13 protein-coding genes and 1 other RNA gene are annotated in these 21,997 nt (G+C 71.3%); 11 read left to right on the plus strand and 3 right to left on the minus strand.

Annotated features, from left to right (window positions below; all coding sequences use genetic code 11):
- Positions 1-51: 51 nt before the first annotated feature.
- Both OG819_RS18240 and OG819_RS18245 read right to left on the minus strand, forming a co-directional pair.
- Complete coding sequence (locus OG819_RS18240; protein ID WP_266625044.1) at positions 52-873, minus strand: 2-phosphosulfolactate phosphatase; 822 nt, start codon at positions 871-873, stop codon at positions 52-54.
- A 49-nt stretch (positions 874-922) separates the two neighbouring features.
- Positions 923-4,330 carry an FHA domain-containing protein gene (locus OG819_RS18245; protein WP_266650360.1) on the minus strand — a complete coding sequence of 1,136 codons (3,408 nt, stop codon included), beginning with the start codon at positions 4,328-4,330 and terminating at the stop codon, positions 923-925.
- A gap of 478 nt (positions 4,331-4,808) precedes the next feature.
- On the opposite strand from OG819_RS18245, the gene OG819_RS18250 reads away from it, so the two are divergent.
- The 4 genes from OG819_RS18250 (at position 4,809) to OG819_RS18265 (ending at position 10,300) form a co-directional block, all read left to right on the plus strand.
- Positions 4,809-6,599, plus strand: a complete 1,791-nt coding sequence (locus tag OG819_RS18250) for a serine/threonine-protein kinase (protein WP_266650362.1) — start codon at positions 4,809-4,811, stop codon at positions 6,597-6,599.
- Positions 6,600-6,734: 135 nt separating this feature from the next.
- On the plus strand, positions 6,735-7,979 hold the full coding sequence (locus tag OG819_RS18255) for a serine/threonine-protein kinase (protein ID WP_266625041.1): 1,245 nt from the start codon (positions 6,735-6,737) through the stop codon (positions 7,977-7,979).
- Positions 7,980-8,253: 274 nt separating this feature from the next.
- A complete protein-coding gene (gene prfB, locus OG819_RS18260; RefSeq protein WP_054229629.1) occupies positions 8,254-9,360 on the plus strand; it encodes a peptide chain release factor 2 in 1,107 nt (368 codons plus the stop codon).
- A gap of 313 nt (positions 9,361-9,673) precedes the next feature.
- Positions 9,674-10,300: a hypothetical protein gene (locus OG819_RS18265; RefSeq protein ID WP_266650364.1), complete on the plus strand. Its 627-nt coding sequence runs from the start codon at positions 9,674-9,676 to the stop codon at positions 10,298-10,300.
- A gap of 196 nt (positions 10,301-10,496) precedes the next feature.
- Here the strand turns inward: OG819_RS18265 and OG819_RS18270 are convergent, their stop codons facing one another.
- Positions 10,497-10,688: a hypothetical protein gene (locus tag OG819_RS18270; protein ID WP_266413524.1), complete on the minus strand. Its 192-nt coding sequence runs from the start codon at positions 10,686-10,688 to the stop codon at positions 10,497-10,499.
- Between the two features lie 400 nt (positions 10,689-11,088).
- Here OG819_RS18270 and ftsE point away from each other — a divergent pair, with 400 nt between their 5' ends.
- The 7 genes from ftsE (at position 11,089) to OG819_RS18305 (ending at position 21,994) form a co-directional block, all read left to right on the plus strand.
- Positions 11,089-11,778: a cell division ATP-binding protein FtsE gene (gene ftsE, locus OG819_RS18275; protein ID WP_067379910.1), complete on the plus strand. Its 690-nt coding sequence runs from the start codon at positions 11,089-11,091 to the stop codon at positions 11,776-11,778.
- A gap of 31 nt (positions 11,779-11,809) precedes the next feature.
- Positions 11,810-12,727: a permease-like cell division protein FtsX gene (ftsX, locus tag OG819_RS18280; protein ID WP_266625039.1), complete on the plus strand. Its 918-nt coding sequence runs from the start codon at positions 11,810-11,812 to the stop codon at positions 12,725-12,727.
- Positions 12,728-12,794: 67 nt separating this feature from the next.
- A complete protein-coding gene (locus OG819_RS18285) occupies positions 12,795-13,961 on the plus strand; it encodes a S41 family peptidase (RefSeq protein ID WP_266582739.1) in 1,167 nt (388 codons plus the stop codon).
- Between the two features lie 84 nt (positions 13,962-14,045).
- Positions 14,046-14,588, plus strand: coding sequence for an SsrA-binding protein SmpB (gene smpB / locus OG819_RS18290; protein WP_266582738.1), 543 nt, complete (start codon positions 14,046-14,048; stop codon positions 14,586-14,588).
- Positions 14,589-14,711: 123 nt separating this feature from the next.
- Positions 14,712-15,100, plus strand: a transfer-messenger RNA (tmRNA) gene (gene ssrA, locus OG819_RS18295).
- Between the two features lie 659 nt (positions 15,101-15,759).
- Positions 15,760-20,655: a ricin-type beta-trefoil lectin domain protein gene (locus tag OG819_RS18300; protein WP_266650367.1), complete on the plus strand. Its 4,896-nt coding sequence runs from the start codon at positions 15,760-15,762 to the stop codon at positions 20,653-20,655.
- 58 nt (positions 20,656-20,713) lie between these two features.
- The gene (locus OG819_RS18305) at positions 20,714-21,994 is read left to right on the plus strand and encodes a hypothetical protein (RefSeq protein WP_266650369.1); all 1,281 of its coding nucleotides are present in this window, start codon (positions 20,714-20,716) and stop codon (positions 21,992-21,994) included.
- The last annotated feature ends 3 nt before the right edge of the window (positions 21,995-21,997 follow it).

A 21,997-nucleotide genomic window follows, 5' to 3' on the forward strand; every position in this document is an offset into this window, starting at 1 on the left:
GGTCGGTGGGACTGGGAGAAATGGAAGATACGAACGCCGGGTGATGGCCGGTCAGCCGGGCTGGGTGGAGTGGACCGTGCCGTCGAGGGGGCCGTCGGTGCGGGTGCCCTCGGTGACGGCGGCGTCGGTGAAGGCGCCGTCGGTGAGGACGGGCACGGTCGTACTCGCGTCCACCTCGACCGCGATCGCCACGTCGTCGGCGAAGCCGCTTCGGGCCAGTTCCAGGGCGGAGGAACAGGCGGCCACGGCGCCGGCCGCGTCAGGGGTCGCGGTGAAGGCGGCCCGTACGGCGGCGGCCTCGGGCGACAGCGGTCCGGCAGCGCCCGTCGTCTGGAGCGCGGCGATGACCGCTCCGGCCCCCAGCAAGTCCTCCAGCCCGGGCCGCAGACTGCCGTCCGGCCAGCGCTCGCCCGAGGCGATCACGGCGAGTGGCCGTTGCGGTGTTCCATAACCATGGAGGGCCAGCCACCGGCCGACGGCCGACGCGTTGCGCAGACAGCCCGCGACCACCGCCGATCCGCCCGCCGCCGCGGCGATGGCGGACCCGTTGGGCGAAGGCAGTACGAGCCGGGGGGTGAACGGGGCCCGCCGGAGCGCGGCGGGGGACAGCGACCAGGGAGAGTCCGGGGTCACCGCCCGCCGTCCGACCGCCAGTTCCGCGGCGTTGCTCCGGGCGAAGGCGGACGCCGACTCGTCCCGCCAGGCATAGGGGTGGACCCGGGTCCCCGCCTCGACGGCGACGCTCACCGAGGTGGTGAACGACAGCACGTCCACCACGACGAGACACGCGACACCGGCCGCGAGCCGCTCCGCCCCGGCGGCCCCCCATTCGAACCGGACTCCGTACTCCCGCTGCAGATACCAGTCGCTCATGAGGGCGGAGTCTCGCGCACGCTCGTTCGAAGTGCGCGCACGCCACGTCCTACAGCAACGACGGCACCTCCACCGCGGCCACCGACCTCGCCGCCCGCTCCAGCGCGCTGGCCAGCAGGGCCAGGTCCGTGGGTCCGTTGCCGAGTTCGCGGACGGGGCGGCGGGCCGGGGGGTCGCCCATGCGGTGCCATTCGAGGGGGACGACCGTGGGGCGGAGGGTGGCCGTGCGCGGGATACGGCCCGTGACCCGGCCGGCCTGGAAGGGCGTGAGGCGGCCGTCCGGGGTGGACAGGCGGCCACGGCCGGGGGCGGGTTCGTCCGCACCGGGGGACACCGGGTCGAGGGCGATGCGCAGGGAGGCGGCACGGCCCAGTTCGGTGCTCGCCGTGCGGCCGTCGTCCGCGGCGGCGGCCACAAGGTGCACGCCGAGGCGGTCGCCCTCGCGGGCGACGGCCTCCAGAGCCCGTACGACCGAACCGGCCGCAGGCCGTCCCGGAGATCCCAGCGCGGGGGAGAGCAGCGCGTCCAGGTCGTCGATGATGACGACGAGACGGGCCAACGGGGGGCCCGGATCCGTGCGTTCGCGGGCAGCCGCCGGGCGTAGCCGCAGGGTCGAACTGGGGGGCGTGTCGAGGTCCGCGGCACCGGAGGAGGAGGGGGAGGTGGAGCCGGGCTTGGCTCCCGGGGCGGGTTTGGGTGTGCGCTGGGCCACCATCCGGCCCGACACCTCGCCGCGCGTGTGCCACTCCGCGAACCCGAGCCGGCCCAGGAGCTCGGCCCGCCGCTTCAGCTCGGCGCTGAGGGACTGGGCGAACTCCCGCATCCGTACGGGGTCGTTGGCGGTGAGGTGGGTGGTGACGTGGGGCAGGTCCGTACACACCCGCAGCCCCTCGGCCCCTTGGACGGTGCCGTGACCCCCGGTGCTGTCCCGCCCGTCCATCAACACGATCCCGAGCCGGTCGGGGCGCTCCGCGGCGGCCAGAGACGCGGCGATCGCGCGGAGCAGCTCCGTACGACCGCTGCCGGGCGGGCCCTCGATCAGCAGGTGCGGGCCCTCGGCGGGGAGGTCCACGGCGACCGGGCCGCGCGGGCCGGCGCCGAGGACGGCCCGGCCGCGGCCGCCGAGCGCCTCCGTGTCGTCCGCCGCGTCCGCCCAACGGGCCATGAGCGACGCCGGGGTGGCCCGGGCCAGTCCCAACTCGTCCAGCAGACGGGCCGCTTGAGGGAGCGGCGCGGACACACGCGCGTGGCGGTCGGCGTGTGTGCCGTCCGTGCGAAGGGGGGCGAGGGCGCGCGCGAAACGCTCCGCCCAGGCCGGTGACACCGCGTCCACCGCGGCGACCGTGCCGTGTCCCGCGGGCCCGCCGGATCCCACCCGCATCAGGCGCAGCGCCGTCGCCACGTCCCCGCTGAGCAGTGCGACCGCCCCGCACTCCCGGAACGCCGGTGACGCCGCGCAGGCCGCCTCGTACGTCTCCGTCACCGGGGACGAGGGCGACGCCGACGCGGTCTCGGCCAGACACACCACGTGGATCCCGGCCCGTGGGCCCTCGTGCGTCAGCCGCAGCACGGCCTCCCGCACATCGGCGCCTCCGGGATCCCCGTCCACGACGAGCACGGTGAAGGGCCCCTCGAAGTCCCGGTCCGCGCCCGTCGGACCCTCGTCGCGGGCCCAGGACGGGCGCCGCGCGCCGCCCCGCGCGTCCACGGGGGCGCGATCGGCCTTGTCGTACGTGCCCCGGGTGCCGCCCGTTTCCGGCAGGCGGTCCTCCACGCGGCGCAGGAGCTCGTCCGTGCGGGCCGTCGCCTGTTCACGGTCGTAGGCGAGGAGGAGGCGGCAGTCCTGGCCGTGGGTGGGGCGCAGATGCGGGAGCCAGCCGAGCCAGGACCACTCGGTGGTGCGCTCCTCCACCGTGCGTGAGCGGTCCGCGCTGATCAGAACGATGTCGAGGGCGTCGGGGGAGTGCAGCGCGGCGAGCTGGGCGACCACCGAGCGGGCCAGCCCGGCCAGCCGGGTCCGCGGCCCCGCCAGGCCCAGCGAGCCGACCTCCCGCAGGCCCGCGGTCACCGGCACGGCGGGCACCAGGCCCGAACCGTCGGGCGCCGCCCGGTCGGCCGTGCCCAGCCGGACCGTCAGCGTCTCCGGGTGGCCCGGGCCGCGCTCCCACAGCCGCGGTCCCGGGCCCAGCGCGGTGAGCAGCAGCGTCGCGGGATCGGGCCAGCTCTCCGGAGCCTGCGTGGGTAGCGAGGCCGCCAGGAACTCCGCCGCCCCGTCGTCCCCGTCCGTGTCGTACGGATCCCCCGGTCCGGCGCCCGGCAGCTCGCCCCTGCCGCCGGTCAGCCGACGCGCCCACGCGCCGATTCCGCCTCGCCTGCGCACTTCCGGCGATATGTCGGTGCCCCGCGTGGGGGTGCCTTTGCGGGTGCCCGGCTCGGGGCGGGCCGAGGCGTGGGCGGTGGCGCCGCCTGCCGACGCGTTGGGGCCGGACGGCCGCGCGGGCCTGTTCTCGATGCGGGGCGCCCGGCCCTGCCCGGGCACGGCAGGGCCGTGCTCCTGCGCTTCGGGGACGCCGTCCGCGGCTCCCCACTCCGCCGCTCCGAAGCCGTGATGTGTGTCGCCGGCGGGCGGGACGGGCAGCGCTCCGGCACCGGAGGCGCCCCCTACGCGCGTGTGGGGCACGACAGGGGCGGAAGGGGCGGCGGAGGCGGCAGGAGCAGCGGAGGACGACGAGGGTCCGGGGTCGGCGGGCGGCTTCGGGCGGGTGGCTGTACCGGTGGCCGTGGTCACCCGGACGTGGCCCTCCCCGTCGGGCGTCGTGCCCAGCGGGTCCGTGCCGTCGGGCGGAGCCAGTCGCAGGGCGGACTCGCCGACGCGCAGGAGCGCGCCCTGCCCGAAGCGGACCGGGCGGGTGCCGACGTGGGTGCCGTCCAGCGTCGTGCCGTTCGTGGAGCCCAGGTCGGTGACCGAGACGCGGCCCTCGGGGGTGACCGTGACAGCGCAGTGCAGGCGGGAGACGTCGGGGTCGTCCAGCGGGACGTCCGCGTCGGCGGAGCGGCCGATGTCGATCCGGCCGCCGTGCAGCAGGTGGACGCCGCCCGCGTCGGGGCCCGCGACGACATGGAGCTGGGCCGCGACCCCGTCCACGTCCGGACCGGGTTCGGCGGGACAGCCCAGGGACAGCACGGCGCCGTCGGTCAGTGGCGGCTCGCCCAGCGTGCAGCGCTGGCCGTCGAGGCGCTCCGCGCCCGCGTACAGCACGACGGGACCTCCGCCGAGCTCTCGGCCCCGGTCGTGCTGGCCCGCGCCCTCGCCGCCGACCGCCGAGGCCAGACCCGCCGCCACCGCGGCCAACGCCGTCCCGGCGGGAGCGGTGACCAGCACATCGCAGGCCGCGGCTCGCCCCCGCGGCTCCGAGGGCGAGCCCAGCGGGTCTACGACGGTCAGCCGGATCTGCATCGCCGCCAGCGGTCCCTTCCGCGCAGGCGCCCGCGAGGAGGGCGAGGCTGCGCCGCGGTCCCCCACCGCAGAATCCCCCACCGCACACGGGCACGTCGGCCAGTACTGAAGGCATCCTCGCACCTGTCACTGACAACACGCCCGCCGCCCACCGGCAAGTGATCTTGATTGGTCGGCTCTGCCCGTAAAAGTGCCTGACCAGTGCCCGACCGGTGCCCGCTTGAGATCGGTCACGTCGCCCCCGCGGGCGCTGTCCGGCAACCAACCGCCGAATGCGAGCGTCTTTCCATCGAACATGTGCGGGGACGCGTACGTAAGCGCTTATGCGAAGCACAAGCGCTATGTGGGAAGTAGTGGGAAGCACACGCGGACGACAGCCCAGTGTCATGTACCTCGGCACTACAGTGGGGCGGAAACCGCCGCGGCACGCTGACAACGGCGGACGGACCAGGCAAGCAAGCAACAGGGAGCGCATGACGTGCGGCCGGTAGGGAGCAAGTACCTCCTTGAGGAGCCGTTGGGGCGCGGCGCCACAGGCACTGTCTGGCGAGCCCGCCAGCGGGAAACCGCGGGCGCGGAGGCGGCCGTCGCGGGCCAGCCCGGTGAGACCGTGGCGATCAAGGTCCTGAAAGAGGAGCTCGCCAACGACCCGGACATCGTGATGCGGTTCCTGCGCGAGCGCTCCGTTCTGCTGCGCCTGACCCACCCGAACATCGTGCGGGTACGCGACCTCGTCGTCGAGGGTGACCTGCTCGCGCTGGTCATGGACCTGGTCGACGGCCCCGACCTGCACCGCTACCTCCGTGAGAACGGCCCGTTCTCCCCGGTCGCCGCCGCCCTCCTCACCGCCCAGGTCGCCGACGCGCTCGCCGCCAGCCATGCCGACGGCGTCGTACACCGCGACCTGAAGCCCGCGAACGTCCTGCTCAAGCAGGACGGCGGCCAGATGCACCCGATGCTCACCGACTTCGGCATCGCCCGGCTCGCCGACTCCCCGGGCCTCACCCGGACCCACGAGTTCGTCGGCACACCCGCCTATGTCGCGCCCGAGTCCGCGGAGGGGCGCCCGCAGACGTCCGCCGTCGACATCTACGGCGCGGGCATCCTGCTCTACGAGCTGGTCACCGGGCGTCCCCCGTTCGCCGGGGACTCGGCGCTCGAAGTGCTGCACCAGCACCTGAGCGCCGAGCCGCGCCGCCCCTCCACCGTCCCGGACCCCCTGTGGACCGTCATAGAGCGGTGCCTGCGCAAGAACCCGGACGAGCGGCCCAGCGCCGAGAACCTCGCCCGTGGACTGCGCACCGTCGCCCAGGGCATCGGTGTGCACGCCACCTCCGCGCAGATCGCCGCCGCGGAGGGCGTGGGCGCACTGCTCGCCCCCGACCCGACGCCGGCCGCGGTGCCGGGCGTGCCCGGTGCGGCCGACCCCACGCAGGTGCTGCCGCACAACGCCCCGGGGGCGTACGACCCGAACGGCGCGACCAGCGTCCTGCCGCACACCGGCGCCCCTGGTGCCGCCGACCCCACCGCCGTACTGCCGCACCGCGGCGCGGCCGACCCGACCGCCGTCATGCCGCCGGTGCCCCAGCACCAGCCGGGCGGACAGTCGGGACAGCCCGGGCAGCCGGGGCAGGGCGAGGACCCGCACCCCTGGCAGAGCCAGCTGCGGGCGGCCCGCGACCGCAACGAACAGACCCAGGTCCAGTACCTCGACCCCGACCAGGACCCGCTGCGCCGCCGTCCCCAGCGACAGGTCGCGCGGCCCCAGCAACAGCAGCGCCCGCCGCAGGGACAGCAGCCGCCGCCCGGATACGGGTATCAGCAGCAACAGCCGCAGCAGTACGCGCAGCAGCAGCCCCAGCAGTACGCGCCCCAGCAACAGCAGCAACAGCAGCAGCAGCGCCAGCAGCGCCGCCAGCGACAGCAGCAGCCGCAGGGGTACGCACCCGCGCCCCAGCAGCCGCAGCCTCAGCGGTACGCGCCCCCGCCGCAGCAGCCCGAGGCGCCGGCGCCCCGGCAGTCGCGCGAGCCGCGGCAGCGCAGCGCCAACCCGATGAAGATCCCGGGACTCGGCTGCCTCAAGGGCTGCCTGTTCACGATCGTCATCCTGTTCGTCGCGGCGTGGCTGGTCTGGGAGTTCAGTCCCCTGCAGGGCTGGATCGGGACCACCAAGAGCTTCTGGGGTGAGCTGCACGACGGGTTCACGTCCGTGACGAACTGGATCGGGGATCTCGGCGGAGGCTCTTCCGGCGACTCTTCCACCAACTAGTTCCCTTAGTTCCTGTTAGCTCCCATGCGACTCTGGGGACTTGTCGACATCTGACGGGTGATTTCCGTCTCCGGAGTGAAGGTTGGCTCTTCGGACGCGTACTTTTAGCGACAACACGCGTCAGTAGGAGCAGTCTTGGCACGCAAGATCGGGAGCCGGTACACCGCCCATCAGATTCTGGGGCGGGGCAGTGCCGGCACGGTGTGGCTCGGTGAGGGACCTGAGGGGCCCGTCGCCATCAAGCTGCTGCGCGAGGACCTCGCGTCCGACCAGGAGCTCGTGGGCCGCTTCGTACAGGAGCGCACGGCCCTGCTCGGGCTCGATCACCCGCATGTCGTGGCGGTACGGGACCTCGTCGTCGACGGCAATGACCTCGCGCTCGTCATGGATCTCGTACGGGGTACGGATCTGCGCACCCGGCTCGACCGGGAACGGCGGCTGGCGCCCGAGGCCGCTGTCGCGATCGTGGCCGACGTCGCCGACGGGCTGGCGGCGGCGCACGGGGCCGGGGTCGTGCACCGGGACGTGAAGCCGGAGAACGTGCTGCTCGACATGCAGGGCCCGCTGGGCCCGGGGGGCTCGCACCCCGCGCTGCTCACGGACTTCGGTGTGGCCAAACTCATCGACTCACCGCGACGGACCCGGGCCACGAAGATCATCGGCACGCCGGACTATCTCGCGCCCGAGATCATCGAGGGGCTGCCGCCGCGGGCCGCCGTCGACATCTATGCCTTGGCGACCGTCCTGTACGAGCTTCTCGCCGGGTTCACGCCCTTCGGGGGCGGGCATCCCGGTGCGGTACTGCGGCGGCACGTGACGGAGACCGTCGTACCTCTCCCCGGTATCCCCGAGGAGCTGTGGCAGCTGCTCGTGCAGTGCCTGGCCAAGGCGCCGGCGTCGCGGCTGCGGGCGTCCGAGCTGGGGGCGCGGCTGCGGGAGCAGCTGCCCCTGCTGGCCGGGATGCCGCCGCTGGACGTCGACGAACCGGACGGGGAGTCGGCGGAGGACGCCCCCGAGGGCGGCGAGGCGCCGGCGGAGCCGACGGCGCCGGCGTCGCGGGTGCGGAGGGGGGCGGTGCCGTTGGTGCCGGGGGCCGCGCCGGACTCCAATCGGGACACGCACACGTCGATGAGGGTGCCGGGGCCGGACGAGCTGGCGGGTGGCGCGCGGGGGACGGCCCGGGCGCCGCGGGCGGCGGGGGCGCCTCGGCCGGGGTCGGCTCGGCACCGGGCGTCGGCGCGACGCCGCCGGATCACTCTGGGGGTGGCGGGGGTCGTTCTCGCCGCCGCGGTGGGGGTCGGTACGTGGCTGGCTACGTCGGGTGACGATGCGGGGGCGACTCCGCACGGCACGAAGAACTCGGCCCCGGCGTCCCCCTAGCCCCCATCCCGACCTGGGGCTCCGCCCCAGCCCCCGGGTGTGTTCTTCGCCCGCGGGCGGGTGGGGGCTGGTCGCGCAGTTCCCCGCGCCCCTGGGGGCCGGGCTGCGCCCGAGCCCTGGGTGTTCGGTTTTCGCCCGCGGGCGGGTGGGGGCTGGTCGCGCAGTTCCCCGCGGCCCTGGGGGCCGGGCTGCGCCCGAGCCCCCGGGGAGGCCTTGCGCTGCCCCCGTCGGACGAGGGGCGAGCCTCGCTTGCGGCAGCCGTTACGCTGGAGGCGTGGCAGTCGTCGATGTATCCGAAGAGCTCAAGTCCCTCTCCTCGACCATGGAGTCGATCGAGGCCGTCCTGGACCTCGACAAGCTGAGGGCAGATGTCGCCGTGCTCGAGGAGCAGGCGGCCGCGCCGTCCCTGTGGGACGACCCGGACGAGGCGCAGAAGATCACCAGCAAGCTGAGCCACCTCCAGGCGGAGGTCAGGAAGGCCGAGGCGCTGCGCGGGCGTATCGACGATCTGAGCGTGCTCTTCGAGATGGCCGAGGAGGAGGACGACCCGGACACCCGTGCCGAGGCCGAGTCCGAGCTCGTCGCCGTCAAGAAGGCGCTGGACGAGATGGAAGTCCGGACGCTGCTCTCCGGGGAGTACGACTCCCGTGAGGCCGTCGTCACCATCCGTGCCGAGGCAGGCGGCGTCGACGCCTCCGACTTCGCCGAGAAGCTCCAGCGCATGTACCTGCGCTGGGCCGAGCGTCACGGGTACAAGACTGAGCTCTACGAGACCTCGTACGCGGAAGAGGCGGGCATCAAGTCCACCACCTTCGCCGTCCACGTCCCGTACGCGTACGGAACGCTGTCCGTGGAGCAGGGCACCCATCGACTCGTGCGGATCTCGCCGTTCGACAACCAGGGGCGCCGCCAGACGTCCTTCGCGGGTGTCGAGATCCTGCCCGTCGTCGAGCAGACCGATCACATCGAGATCGACGAGTCCGAACTGCGCGTCGACGTGTACCGGTCGTCCGGCCCGGGCGGTCAGGGCGTCAACACCACCGACTCCGCGGTGCGCCTCACCCACCTCCCCACCGGCATCGTCGTCTCCTGTCAGAACGAGCGGTCGCAGATCCAGAACAAGGCGAGCGCGATGAACGTGCTCCAGGCCAAGCTGCTCGAGCGGCGCCGCCAGGAGGAGCAGGCCAAGATGAACGCCCTCAAGGGCGACGGCGGCAACTCCTGGGGAAACCAGATGCGTTCGTACGTCCTGCACCCGTACCAGATGGTCAAGGATCTGCGGACCGAGTTCGAAGTCGGTAACCCCGAGGCCGTTTTCGGCGGCGAGATCGACGGATTCATCGAGGCCGGAATTCGCTGGCGCAAGCAGCAGGAGAAGTAGTTCGAGGCTTCAACATCATCTTGATGCTGCTTTGTCGACAAGGCAACTGCCGCCCATCGGGCGGCAGTTGCCTTTTGTGTGGGGGATTTCTGGGTTTTACGTCACAGTCACATGTCCGCACGGCAGGCAAATGTCATTGATCCGGACATCGCGTACGCAACGACCTTGACGTTGCTGTGAAAACTGGGAATGGTGGCGCGTGGCATGCGTAACTCTGGGGCGCATGTGAACCGGGGGGCTGAGAGAGCCACCTGTGACGCCGTGGCCCCGGGCGCTGCTCCATTGACGATCAGCTACTGGGGGTAGCAAACATATGACCAAGAAGACGCGGATCCGCGTGGCACGCATAGCAGCCGGTGTGGTGATCGCCGCCGGTGCTTCGCTGACTGCCGCGGGTGCCGCCTCGGCTCTCGACATCAATGTCGGTGTCACGATCGACGGAGACCCGAGCCCCACCCCGACCGAGACGGGCATTCCCACCACCCTCCCGACCGACCCGACGACGGACCCGGGTACGCCCACTGACCCGGGCACGCCGACCGACCCGACGACGGACCCGGGTACGCCCACGGACCCGGCCACGCCCACCACGCCGCCGACGGACGACCCCACCGACCCCACCGAGAACCCCACCGAGCCCACCGACCCGACGGACAACCCGACGGACGGTTCCGGCACCGGCACCGGTACCGGTGGCAATGACAGCAACCCCGACGGTGGCTCCAAGCCCGTCGAGCAGGGCAAGGGTTCCTCCGTCCTGACCGACACCGGCGCGAACACCTCGTCCGACACCTCCGCCCAGGGCAAGAAGGGGCAGCTGGCCGAGACGGGTGCCGGCGAGACCGCGTTCCTGCTGGTCGGCGCCGCCACGATGATCGCGGGCGGTATCGGCTTCCGTCTGCTGCCGCGCCTCGCGAACGGCCGCGGCGCCGCTGCCTGACGCAGCTGAACACAGCACGAGAGGGGCCCGGAGCGGCTTGCTCCGGGCCCCTCTCGTGTCAGGTGCGCCATCACGCACATCGTCAGGCGCATCAGGGGTGGTTCAAAGAGGGATCGCCTCGGATGGTGACCGCCTCGGATTCAGATGGTGACCACCTCGGATGGTGACAGTGGTCACACCGCCGCTCTCGCGAGACTCATGCCGTCTGGTGCGCCAGCAGTGCCACCGCCGCGATCAGTACGGCGAGCAGCGCGATCAGCGCCATCGGGTTCAGTCCCGCGAAGGGGCTCTCCTGCTGCAGCCGCTCCCGGTTCGCACGGCAGACCGCGCAGCGGCCCTCGCTGACGGGCGCCGCGCAGTTCGCGCACACCAATCGGTCGTACGTCATGCGCTTGCCCTCCTTGCGCCGTTCACCGCTTACATAACGCTGCGGGGAACGCAAGCGTTCCCCCTCCACTGTGCCAGGTTCCGCGGAAATCGGCGCGGCTCGCCTTATCCTGCCCTGCGCTCCGCGGGTTAGGCGGGGAAACGGGCGCTTCCGGAGGGGCGGGCGGGGTCGGGTCCGCGGTTGCACACCGGTGGAGACCGGTGGAGGCAGGGCGCGCGGTTCACCGTGCCCCTACGGGGGCGCCCGTACAAAGGCCCGTACAAAAGGGCCCCGCAAAAGACCTGCACAAAAACGCACAAGCCCCGCACAACCCCCGCGCAACCCTGACCGGCGACTGCGCTCGTGCACCCGGTTCGCGTATGGTCACGCTCACCTACCCCCGGCGACCCGTGGTGCATCCGTGATCCGATTCGACAGTGTCTCCAAGGTCTACCCCAAGCAGACCCGCCCCGCTCTCAGGGATGTCACCCTGGAGGTCGAGCGTGGTGAGTTCGTGTTCCTCGTGGGGTCCTCCGGCTCCGGAAAGTCCACCTTCCTGCGGCTGATCCTCCGCGAGGAGCGGACCAGCCAAGGCCAGGTGCACGTCCTGGGCAAGGACCTCGCGCGCCTCTCCAACTGGAAGGTGCCGCAGATGCGCCGCCAGCTGGGAACCGTCTTCCAGGACTTCCGCCTGCTGCCGAACAAGACGGTCTCCGAGAACGTCGCCTTCGCGCAGGAGGTCATCGGCAAGTCCCGTGGCGAGATCCGCAAGTCCGTGCCCCAGGTGCTCGACCTCGTCGGGCTCGGCGGCAAGGAGGACCGGATGCCCGGCGAGCTGTCCGGTGGTGAGCAGCAGCGCGTGGCCATCGCGAGAGCCTTCGTGAACCGGCCCAAGCTCCTCATCGCGGACGAGCCGACCGGCAACCTCGACCCCCAGACCTCCGTCGGCATCATGAAGCTGCTCGACCGCATCAACCGGACGGGCACCACCGTGCTGATGGCGACGCACGACCAGAACATCGTGGACCAGATGCGCAAGCGCGTCATCGAGCTGGAGCAGGGCCGCCTCGTCCGCGACCAGGCGCGCGGCGTCTACGGCTACCAGCACTGACGACGGTCCACGGAAAGGCTTAGCAGACGCCATGCGCGCCCAGTTCGTTCTGTCGGAGATCGGTGTCGGTCTCCGTCGCAATCTGACGATGACCTTCGCGGTCGTCGTCTCGGTCGCCCTCTCCCTCGCTCTGTTCGGCGGTTCGCTGCTGATGAGCGACCAGGTGAGCACCATGAAGGGCTACTGGTACGACAAGGTCAACGTTTCGATCTTCCTCTGCAACAAGAGTGACGCGGAGTCCGACCCCAACTGCGCCAAGGGGGCCGTGACCGCCGAGCAGAAGACCCAGATCAAGAGTGACTTGGGCAAGATGTCCGTCGTCGAGAAGGTCTCGTACGAGTCGTCGGACCAGGCGTACAAGCACTACAAGGAGCAGTTCGGCGACTCCCCGCTGGCCAGCTCCCTCACGCCGGACCAGATGCAGGAGTCGTACCGCATCAAGCTGAAGGACCCGCAGAAGTACCAGGTCATCGCGACCGCCTTCGACGGCCGTGACGGCGTGCAGTCCGTGCAGGACCAGAAGGGCATCCTGGACAACCTCTTCGGGCTTCTCAACGGCATGAACTGGGCCGCGCGCGCGGTGATGGCGATGATGCTCGTGGTCGCCCTGATGCTGATCGTCAACACGGTGCGTGTCTCGGCGTTCAGTCGACGCAGGGAAACCGGCATCATGCGGCTCGTGGGCGCCTCCGGGTTCTACATCCAGGCGCCGTTCATCATGGAGGCCGCGGTCGCCGGACTGATCGGCGGAGGCGTCGCCTGCGGATTCCTGTTGGTCGCGCGGTACTTCATCATCGATCACGGCCTCGCGCTGTCCCAGAAGCTGAATCTGATCAACTTCATCGGCTGGGACGCCGTGCTCACCAAGCTGCCGCTCATCCTCGCGACGAGTCTGCTGATGCCCGCGCTTGCCGCGTTCTTCGCGTTGCGCAAGTACCTGAAGGTGTGACGCATGCCAAGGGGGCCGTACTGCCAACCGGCGGTACGGCCCTTTGCGTTGTCCTAGACTCACCGCCATGTCAGGCCGAGACCTGTTCTGTCAGCCCCGCCGCGCAGGCCGCGGGGCCGCCCTGACATTGCTTTTCGCGAGCGTTCTCGTCGCGGGGGCCGCGACCGGGTCGTTCGGTGACCCCGACCGGAGAACCCCGCCCCCTTCGGCGCGTACGACCCCGGCGGCCCACCGCGAGACGGTCACCGACGCGGCCGCCGAGGCGATGGCCGACGGCAAGTCCCCGATGGAGGCCGCCGAGCGGGCCGTCAGCCGCAGCGGAGACCGCTGGGGCGCCGTCTACTCCCAGGGCGAGTACGAGGAGTTCGAGGAGGCCCTCGACGGCCAGTACACGGGCGTGGGGCTGTGGGCCCGGCGCGAGCGTGACGGCCGGATCGAGGTGACCCGGGTGCAGAGCGGCTCGCCCGCGGCAGCCGCGGGGATCCGCAAGGGCGACCGGCTGCGCAGCGTCGACGGCGAGAAGGTGGACGGCCGGCCGGTCACCGAGGTCGTCTCCTTACTGCGCGGGGACGCGGACGACGCCGCCGCCGGTACGAAGGTCTCCCTCGGCCTCGAGCGCGGCACACGCGCGTGGAGCGAGACGCTGCGCCGGGCGAGGCTGTCCACGGACTCCGTGACCGTCCACAAGCTCCCCGGCGGCGTCACCGTGATCAAGGTCGCCGCCTTCACCAAGGGCGTCGGCGACGCCGTACGGACCGCCGTCGAGCAGACCCCCAAGCACGCCGGGATCGTCCTCGACCTGCGGGGCAACTCCGGCGGACTGGTCACCGAGGCCGTCACCGCCGCCTCCGCCTTCCTCGACGGCGGCCTCGTCGCCACCTACGACGTCAACGGCGCGCAGCGCTCCCTGCACGCCGATCCCGGGGGCGAAACCACCAGACCCCTGGTCGCGCTCGTCGACGGCGGCACGATGAGCGCGGCCGAGCTGCTCACCGGGGCCCTCCAGGACCGCGGCCGTGCGGTCGTCGTGGGCTCCAGGACCTTCGGCAAGGGCTCGATCCAGATGCCGAGCCGGCTGCCCGACGGCTCCGTCGCCGAGCTGACCGTCGGCCACTACCGCACCCCCGCCGGGCACACCGTCGACGGGCGGGGCATCACCCCCGACCTGGAGGTGGACGCGGAGGCCCTGGAGCGGGCGGAGACCGTACTCAGCGGCCTCGGCGACCCTTCGTAGTCACCAGCGCGGTGCTGCCGTAATCGGCGCTGCTGTAATCGGCTTTCCCCCGGACCCCCCTGTAGTGCGAAAATGGTCAGCACTATGAGTAAGGGAATGTACGTACCGAAGGAGTCCCAGCCCAAGCAGGGCGGAGGGGCCGCGAAGGCCAAGGACGGCAAGCGCAAGATCGTCGCGCAGAACAAGAAGGCACGCCACGACTACGCGATCATCGACACCTACGAGGCCGGGCTCGTGCTCACCGGCACCGAGGTCAAGTCGCTGCGCCAGGGACGCGCCTCGCTGACCGACGGCTTCGTCCAGATCGACGGGAACGAGGCGTGGCTGCACAACGCCCACATCCCCGAGTACAGCCAGGGCACCTGGACCAACCACACGGTGCGCCGCAAGCGCAAGCTGCTCCTGCACCGCGAGGAGATCGACAAGCTGGAGTCGAAGTCCCAGGAGACGGGTCACACGATCGTGCCCCTCGCCCTGTACTTCAAGGACGGTCGCGCGAAGGCCGAGATCGCGCTCGCCCGCGGTAAGAAGGAGTACGACAAGCGGCAGACCCTGCGCGAGAAGCAGGACCGCCGGGAGTCGGACCGCGCGATCGCGGCGGCGAAGCGGAAGCAGCGGGGCGCGTAGCCACGGGTATGGCGCGTGGCCACGGGAATATGGTGGCACCGTCGTGCGTTGGTCACGTACGATGGGATCTGCACCTCACAGCGGGTGCGCAACCCTCCTCGGAGGGGCTTGAAAAAACAACATGGGGATGATCGGTTTCGACAGCGGATGTCGAAGCAGGGGAAGCGTGTCGAGGAAGCGACAATGATCTCGTTAACCATATGTCGCAACCAATAATCGCCAATTCCAAGAGCGATTCCCAGTCCTTCGCCCTCGCTGCCTAATAAGCAGTGAGTGAAGGACCCTTAATGGGTGTCAGCCCGGGGGTGTTCCCGACCCGGACCCTGGCATAATCTAGGGAACTAAACCATCGAGCCCGGTCACGGGGTTCGATGGGAAATCAAACAGTGGCTGGGCCCGTCGGCGACTTGTTCGCGTGATCGCCGGGGCCGAGAAAATCGCAGCGAACTGCACACGGAGAAGCCCTGATTCTGCACCGGTGGACGCGGGTTCGATTCCCGCCATCTCCACGATCAGGAGGTCCTCCCGGACCTCCACATCCCATGTGGGCAAAGGCCCCGTCGCTTTCGAGCGGCGGGGCCTTTGCCATGCCCGGTGACCGACGGCGCCGATCCTGCCGGGTGGTCGACCGGAGGGTGGTTTTCGGCCAACTCTGGCGCGGGATGGCCTGCCGGGCCCACCCCGCCGGCCTCCGTCTTCACGGGAGGCGCACAGGTAATCCCCTGTTTGTGCACGGGACTTGCTCGCGTCGGGGGCCGTGGACCGCCATGGGCGCTATCGCGCCACGCCGTTCCGGCTTCGAAATATCCCTTGTCCTGTCCCGGTCATCCCTGCCTATGGTGATCGCCGCGCCTGGCCGAGTCTGACCCCTCGGCCGACGCGCGAGTCAATGGGCGACCGGGGGAACACCGTCGCCACGGGGAGGGAAAGACCGTCATGCCGCGATACCGCCGTGCCTGTGTCTGCCGCCGGGGCCTCCGTGCCGAGGCGGCGAGCTGAGCTTCACGCATCTCCTCCGCCCCTCCGGACGGGCGCCCCCGCCTGCCCTCCACCGCGATGAAGGAATGCTTCCTTGCGCCCAAGACCAGGGTTCCGCACACCCGGATCCGGATCACGCCTCATACCCGGATCCCGTACATCCCGATTCCTCACCCCCGTCATCACCTCCGCGGTGGCCGTGGCCGTACTGAGCGGCCTGGCCGTCCAGCCCGGCCTGCTCGAGCGGAACGCGGGTGACGCCCGCCCCGTGGCGAACAGCGGGGACAGCTACGACGGCTTCGACGCCAAGGCGGCCGAACAGCTCCGCCAGGACCAGTGCCTGCTGGCCGACGCGCTGCGCCTCGGCGGCCCGGGCATGTACACCACCGCCCAGAACGGGCTCAACCAGACCCCGGACAAGCTGCACACCACGGCCGACCGGGAGTACTGGAACACCACTGCGCTGTCGACGGCGTTCAAGGCGGACCAAGACGCCGCGGGCAAGGAAGGGACGGCGCTCTCCGACCACGTGAGCGACTGGCAGCAGCCGCTCTCCGGTCTGCCCACGCCCGCCGACTTCACTGAAACCGGGTTCCACTGGCCTCCGGGGACCAGCGGGCAGGGCGAGAACTTCTTCGCGCAGACCGGTATCTCCAAGTGGATCTGGAACCAGTTCTGGAAGAGCGAGGGCGACTTCTACAAGGATCCGACCCCGAAGGCCGACGACGCCACGGTCAAGGCCCTCAAGGATCTTGGTACCCCGCTCTACGGCAAGGACGCCGACCCCTCGCTCCCCACTCCGCAGTGGCAGCAGGCGTACGCCGAACATCAGGCCTGGGACGGCCTGGTGAACCGGAGTTCGGAGCCGACCGCCTCGGACGACGCGCGCCTGTTCCTGTCCACCGGTGGCTTCCCGCGCACCGCGCCCGAGCCGGGCAGCGTCGAGTACCGCATCGCGGTCGAGGACCTGAAGACCCGGTTCGCGGCCTGCGCCTGGCGCACCCCGGTCGACCCGAACAAGGTCCTCGGCAAGGAGGTCGCCACCGCCTCCGCCGAGTGGCAGCAGGAGATCGGCTCCCAGGCCACCCAGCGCAACCAGATCCTCAACGCCAACCGCGACGCGACCAAGGCCCTGGCGGCCGGCTCCAAGGAGCTGGGCGAAATGCTCGGCCAGTCGTGGATCGCCGACCATCTGGCCCGCTGGCAGGACTACTGGTCGGCGGGTGGTCCCGGCTGGATCGGCGACAGTCCGATGGTCGTGCACGCGCACGGCGCCGCCGACAAGTGCCTTGAGGCCGGGGGAGGCAAGAAGGACAACGGCACGCCGGTGCAGATCTACACCTGCAACGGCACCGCGGGCCAGAAGTGGACGATCAGCGGCAACGCGTTCGTCAACGTCAACTCCGGCAAGTGCCTGGACGTGAAGAGCTCCGGCACGGCGAACGGCACGGCGGTGCAGATCTGGACCTGCAACAACAGCGCCGCCCAGAAGTGGGAGTACAACACCCACGCGACCACGCGGATGTACAACACGGGCACCGGCAACTGCCTCGACCTCGCGACCTACGACAACGGCCGTGACGCCCGGATGTGGGACTGCAAGGGCACCGACCCGCAGAAGTTCGACGTCACCCCGTCCGGTCACAACGGCACCGACGATCTGAGCTACCCGACCAAGGCCCAGTTCGACAAGGCGAAGAAGGGCGTCACCGACGCCCAGACCGAGGCGAAGAAGCAGCTCGACCTGCTGAAGGCCCAGGCCACCTCCGCGAAGAAGGCCGCCACCGACACGGACACCGCCACCCAGGCCGCCTACGCGGTCGCCGACAAGGCGGGCGCCCCCAGGGGGCGTGGTCTGCTGATCGGACAGCAGAAGGCACAGGTCACGAAGGCGTCGGCAGCCGCGCTCGACGCGCTGGCCAAGGCCGGCGACACCGCGTACGCCGCCACCCGCGCCTCCGCCGGGGACAGCGCGACCATCGCCGCCCGCGCGGTGACCCAGGCCGCCGCCTCGAAGGCCGCGTTCCGCACGGCCGCCGCGCAGGAGGCCAACGCGCAGGCGAAGGCCGCCGCCGACGCCGCCGCCGTACAGGCGAAGAACGCGAAGGACGCCCGCGACACCGCCAGGACCAAGCTCGCCGAGACGCAGAAGGCGGAGGCCGACGCGAAGGCGGCCGCCGCGACCGCACACGCCAAGCGGCTCGACGCCGAGGCGGAAGAAGCGACGGCGAAGGCGGAGAAGGCGACCGCCGCACAGAAGCAGGCCGAAGCCGCGGAGCACAAGAAGAACGCCGAGGGCTACGCGACCACGGCCAAGGACGCCCAGGGCAGGGCGGAAGCGTCCGAGTCCACGGCCAGGGACAAGCGCAAGGACGCGGAAGCCGCACGGGACAAGGCGAAGGGCAAGCGGGACGACGCCTGGGACGCCGAGAACAAGGCGAACGCCGCCCGCGCGAAGGCCGACGCCAAGGACGCCTACGCGGACGCCCACGACTCCGCCGACGACGCCAAGGAGTCACGGGCGGCGGCGGACGACGCGGACCAGGCCGCCACGGACGCCGAGACAGCCGCGGGTTCGGCCCGCTCCGAGGCGGACGCGGCGACCAAGGCCGCGGCCGACGCCGACGCGGCGGCCACCCGCGCCGAGGCCGCGGCCAAGCGGGCCCGCTCCGACGCCGATGACGCGCAGGCCGCCAAGCTGAAGGCGGACGCCGCGGTGAAGACGGCGACCAGCGCGGCCGCGGATGCCATCAAGGCCTCCCAGGCCTCCGCGGCGGCCGCACGCACCGCGGTCAAGCTCGCCGACGACGCCGAGAAGGACGCGGCCACCGCGAAGACGCAGGCCGACGCGGCCAAGGCCGAGGCCATCAAGGCGGTCGCGGGTGCGGCCGACGCGGCCGGTCACGCCTATACGACCGCGCAGGCGGCGGAGGACGCCGGGACGTCGGCCGAGCAGGTCGCTTTGCCCGCCAACGACGCCATCCAGCTCGGCTCCCCGTACGTCACCACCGACTCCGCCGCGGGTCTGGTCGTCCTGACGGGCCAGTCGTCGAAGACGCTCGCCGAACAGCAGCGGGCCGTCGCCGAGGCGCACGCGGCCAACGCGCAGAAGAACGCCGAGCAGGCGCAGAGCCTCGCCGACGCGGCGACCGGTGACGCGAAGGCGGCGTACACGCTGGCCGCCGAGGCCGCCGGACACGCCGCGGACGCCCGCAAGTCGTCGAAGGAGGCGCTCGGTTACGCCGCCGAGGCCGCGCAGGCCGCGGCGGACGCGCAGAAGTCACTGGCCCGCACCATCGAGTACGACCAGCAGGCCACCACCGACGCCGATGCCGCCGACAAGGCGGCCGGACGCGCGGAGGGCTACGCGAAGGACGCCCGCGACTCCGCGGACCAGGCGGCCCTGGACGCCTCCGCCGCCCGCGCGGCGGCCTCCGAGGCCGAACAGGCGGCGAAGGACGCCCGCGCGGCGGCCGACCGCGCCGACGCCGAGGCCACCGCGGCCGAGGACGCGGCGAAGGACGCCCAGAAGTACGCGGACTCGGCACAGCAGGCGGCCGACGAGGCCGAGCGGAACGACGCCAACAAGCAGGTCCAGACCGGCGCCGGAACCGGCATCGGTGGTGTCTTCTACATCATCGACAAGATGACCGAGGCGGCACCGGGCAAGCAGCTCACCCCGTGCGACTACACGCTGCAGGGCTGCACGGTCACGTACGAACTGCACGTCGACGTCACGGTCAGCTACTACTACTGCGACAACCCGAACGTCCCCGCCACCGCGTCCGGCTGTCCGAAGCTGAACACGGTCTTTCTCAAGACGGAGATCCTCCGGAACCAGAAGCAGGAGTGGACCCACCACTTCAGTGCCGGTGACATCACCCGGATCGGCTGGCAGGCCCTCTTCGGCGACACGGTCGGTGCGGTCCTGTACGAGATCGTGCTGGGCGACGCCGTCCGCTGCTACCACGGCGACGCGGCCGGCTGTGCCTGGTTCGCGTCCAACTTCATCCCGGGCAAGGTCTACGAGAAGGCCGCCGAGCTGCTCCGCGCCCTCGACGCCGCCATGAAGACCGGGATCGGGGTCGCGGACGCGTTCAAGGCCTTGAAGACCCTGGACGTGGACCCGGCGACGCTGGCCCGGATCGAGGACGGCGTCCACACCTACGACGAGATCGTCACGGCCTGCGCCCGCAACAGTTTCCCGGGCGGGACCCGGGTACTGATGGCCGACGGGACGCGCAGGCCGATCCGGGACGTGCGGGTCGGCGATCTGGTCCTGGCCGGCGACCCGGACACCGGCGGTCTGATCCCCCAGCCGGTCACCGACACCTTCCGGCACGACACCGCTCACCTGATCGATGTCACCGTGGCCGGCGGCGGCGTGCTGACCAGTACGGCCGGGCACCGGGTGTACGTCACCGGGCGCGGCTGGGTCACGGTCTCCGACCTGCGCACCGGTGACGCGCTGCGCACCTCGGACGGGACCGTCCGTACGGTGACCGCGCTGCTGGACCGGGAGGGCCTCGCGCCTCGCGAGGTGTACGACCTGACCGTCGACTCACTGCACACGTTCTTCGTGCGCCCGCAGGGCGGCCGGGCCACGGACGTCCTGGTCCACAACTGTACGAACATCGTGGCCGACGAGGACATCCACGGGGCGCACACGATCGACAAGCACGTCAACGTCAGTGACGCACAGGCCTGGGACAGGGCGCAGGAGGTGGGCCTCGTCGGGAAGTGGCGGGACCAGGCCACGGCCGCGCGCGCCGTCGACGAGGCGATGCGGCAGTGGGAGATGCACGGTGACAACGCCAAGCGCCTGGGGGACTGGAAGGAGAGGGAGGCCCGCAAGCAGGGGAAGACCGGCTACCGCTTCGTCTGCGAGAAGGACTGCCTCACCTTCGAGTGGGAACTCAGGAACGAGCCGAACCCTCTCGGAACGGTGTTCAAGGAGGGCGGCCCCCGGACCGGTGAGGCCTCCGGCAAGAAGGTACGGATCGTGCTGAGGTATGTGAAGAAGAAGGACGCGCAGCCGCACAAGCCGACCAACTTCGTCGTCTACACGTCCTTCCCGCTCCCGGAGTAGCGGCCAGGATCAGGAAGTACGAGCAAGGACACGGGTCCCTTCACACCAGGAGGGGCCCGTGACCGTGAAAGGTTCTGTGATGGCGCACCGCGAGGTGTACTACGTGGACTACTCGGCGGACTTCGGCCTCAGTGGTCTGGCCGGGACGGTGTGCCACCGAACGAGGTTCCGTATCGACGAGCCGACGATGTCGGCCCTCGCCGCACGGGCGTTCCTCGACGAGGACGACCAACTCGGCAGGGATGTACGGCTGTTGCTGGAGTCGCCGCTGCCCGACGAGACGCTGCGCGCTGTATGGCTGGCTGCCACCAGGCGCGGCTTCGACCCGGCCGAGCACGGCCTGGCCCCCCGGGCGTGGCTGCACCGTGTCTCCGAGATGTGCCCGCCGCGCCCGCCGGTCGGCTCCGAGGGCGGTCCGACGGTGACCGAGGAGGAACTGCGCGACGCCGTGTCGGCGGAACTCCGGTTGCTCGCGCCCGCCCTGACGACTGCGGTCCCGGTGCCGGATCTCGTGCCGGGGCTGGAACGGGTGGTCCGGGAGGCCGACGCGGACCTGGGCCTGCGTCTGCTGCTGCGCGCCCTGAAGGCGTACTCCGTGCGGGTACCGGACGACCAGTACCACCGCTTCCTGCACCTCGGCGACCGGCTGGACTACCCCCAGACCGCTGTCTTCGAGGATCTGAGCGTGTGCTGGCCGCCCCTCGGCGCCGTCCGGCGGGACTTCGAGTTCGGGTTCGGACTGCCGGAACTCTCCCGGCAGTTCGACGGGGAGTGGGACGCGTGGCGGTACGAGGGCACGGGGACGCCGCGCGAGCACGTCGTCCGGTTCGTGCACGCCGACGCCGGTCTCGTGCCCGGGGTGCAGGCGGCCGTCCTGCTGGAGGACGTCACCTGCCTCCTGGACTCCCCGCTCACGGACGAGCAGATCACCGCAGTGTGGAGGACAGCCTCCCGTCGACGGTACACAAGCGAGGACTTCGACGCCGACGGACGGACCTGGCTGCGCCAGATCGCCGAGGTGTGCCGGGAGCGGCTGAACGAGGTCGACCCCGCGTACACACCCGGGCCGCGTCCCCCGCGCACCGATCTCGCGGACGCCGTTCTCACCGAGGTCCAGGCGGCCGCCCCAGCCCTGGGCGCGACCGGCGCCGCCCTGATCGGCGAGGTGGTGACGGGAGCCGATCCCGACCTCGGCTTCCGTCTCCTGCTGCGGCTTCTCGACGCCTACGAGGCTCCGATCACCGAGGCCCGGTACACCCGCTTCGAGCGGCTCGCCGATCGGCTGGGCTGCGGCGAGGACTATGTACGCCGAGAGCTGGAGTGCCGCATCACCCGATAGAGC

It is taken from the genome of Streptomyces sp. NBC_01549, assembly GCF_026339955.1.
In the GTDB taxonomy this organism is placed as follows: Bacteria; Actinomycetota; Actinomycetes; order Streptomycetales; family Streptomycetaceae; genus Streptomyces.

What these genes read in the sequence shown, in the direction of transcription:
- OG819_RS18240 (WP_266625044.1), bottom strand. Translation starts at nt 873, where the DNA reads ATGAGCGACTGGTATCTGCAGCGGGAGTACGGAGTCCGGTTCGAATGG.
- OG819_RS18245 (WP_266650360.1), bottom strand. Translation starts at nt 4,330, where the DNA reads ATGCAGATCCGGCTGACCGTCGTAGACCCGCTGGGCTCGCCCTCGGAG.
- OG819_RS18265 (WP_266650364.1), top strand. Translation starts at nt 9,674, where the DNA reads ATGACCAAGAAGACGCGGATCCGCGTGGCACGCATAGCAGCCGGTGTG.
- OG819_RS18270 (WP_266413524.1), bottom strand. Translation starts at nt 10,688, where the DNA reads ATGACGTACGACCGATTGGTGTGCGCGAACTGCGCGGCGCCCGTCAGC.
- ftsX (WP_266625039.1), top strand. Translation starts at nt 11,810, where the DNA reads ATGCGCGCCCAGTTCGTTCTGTCGGAGATCGGTGTCGGTCTCCGTCGC.
- OG819_RS18285 (WP_266582739.1), top strand. Translation starts at nt 12,795, where the DNA reads ATGTCAGGCCGAGACCTGTTCTGTCAGCCCCGCCGCGCAGGCCGCGGG.
- smpB (WP_266582738.1), top strand. Translation starts at nt 14,046, where the DNA reads ATGAGTAAGGGAATGTACGTACCGAAGGAGTCCCAGCCCAAGCAGGGC.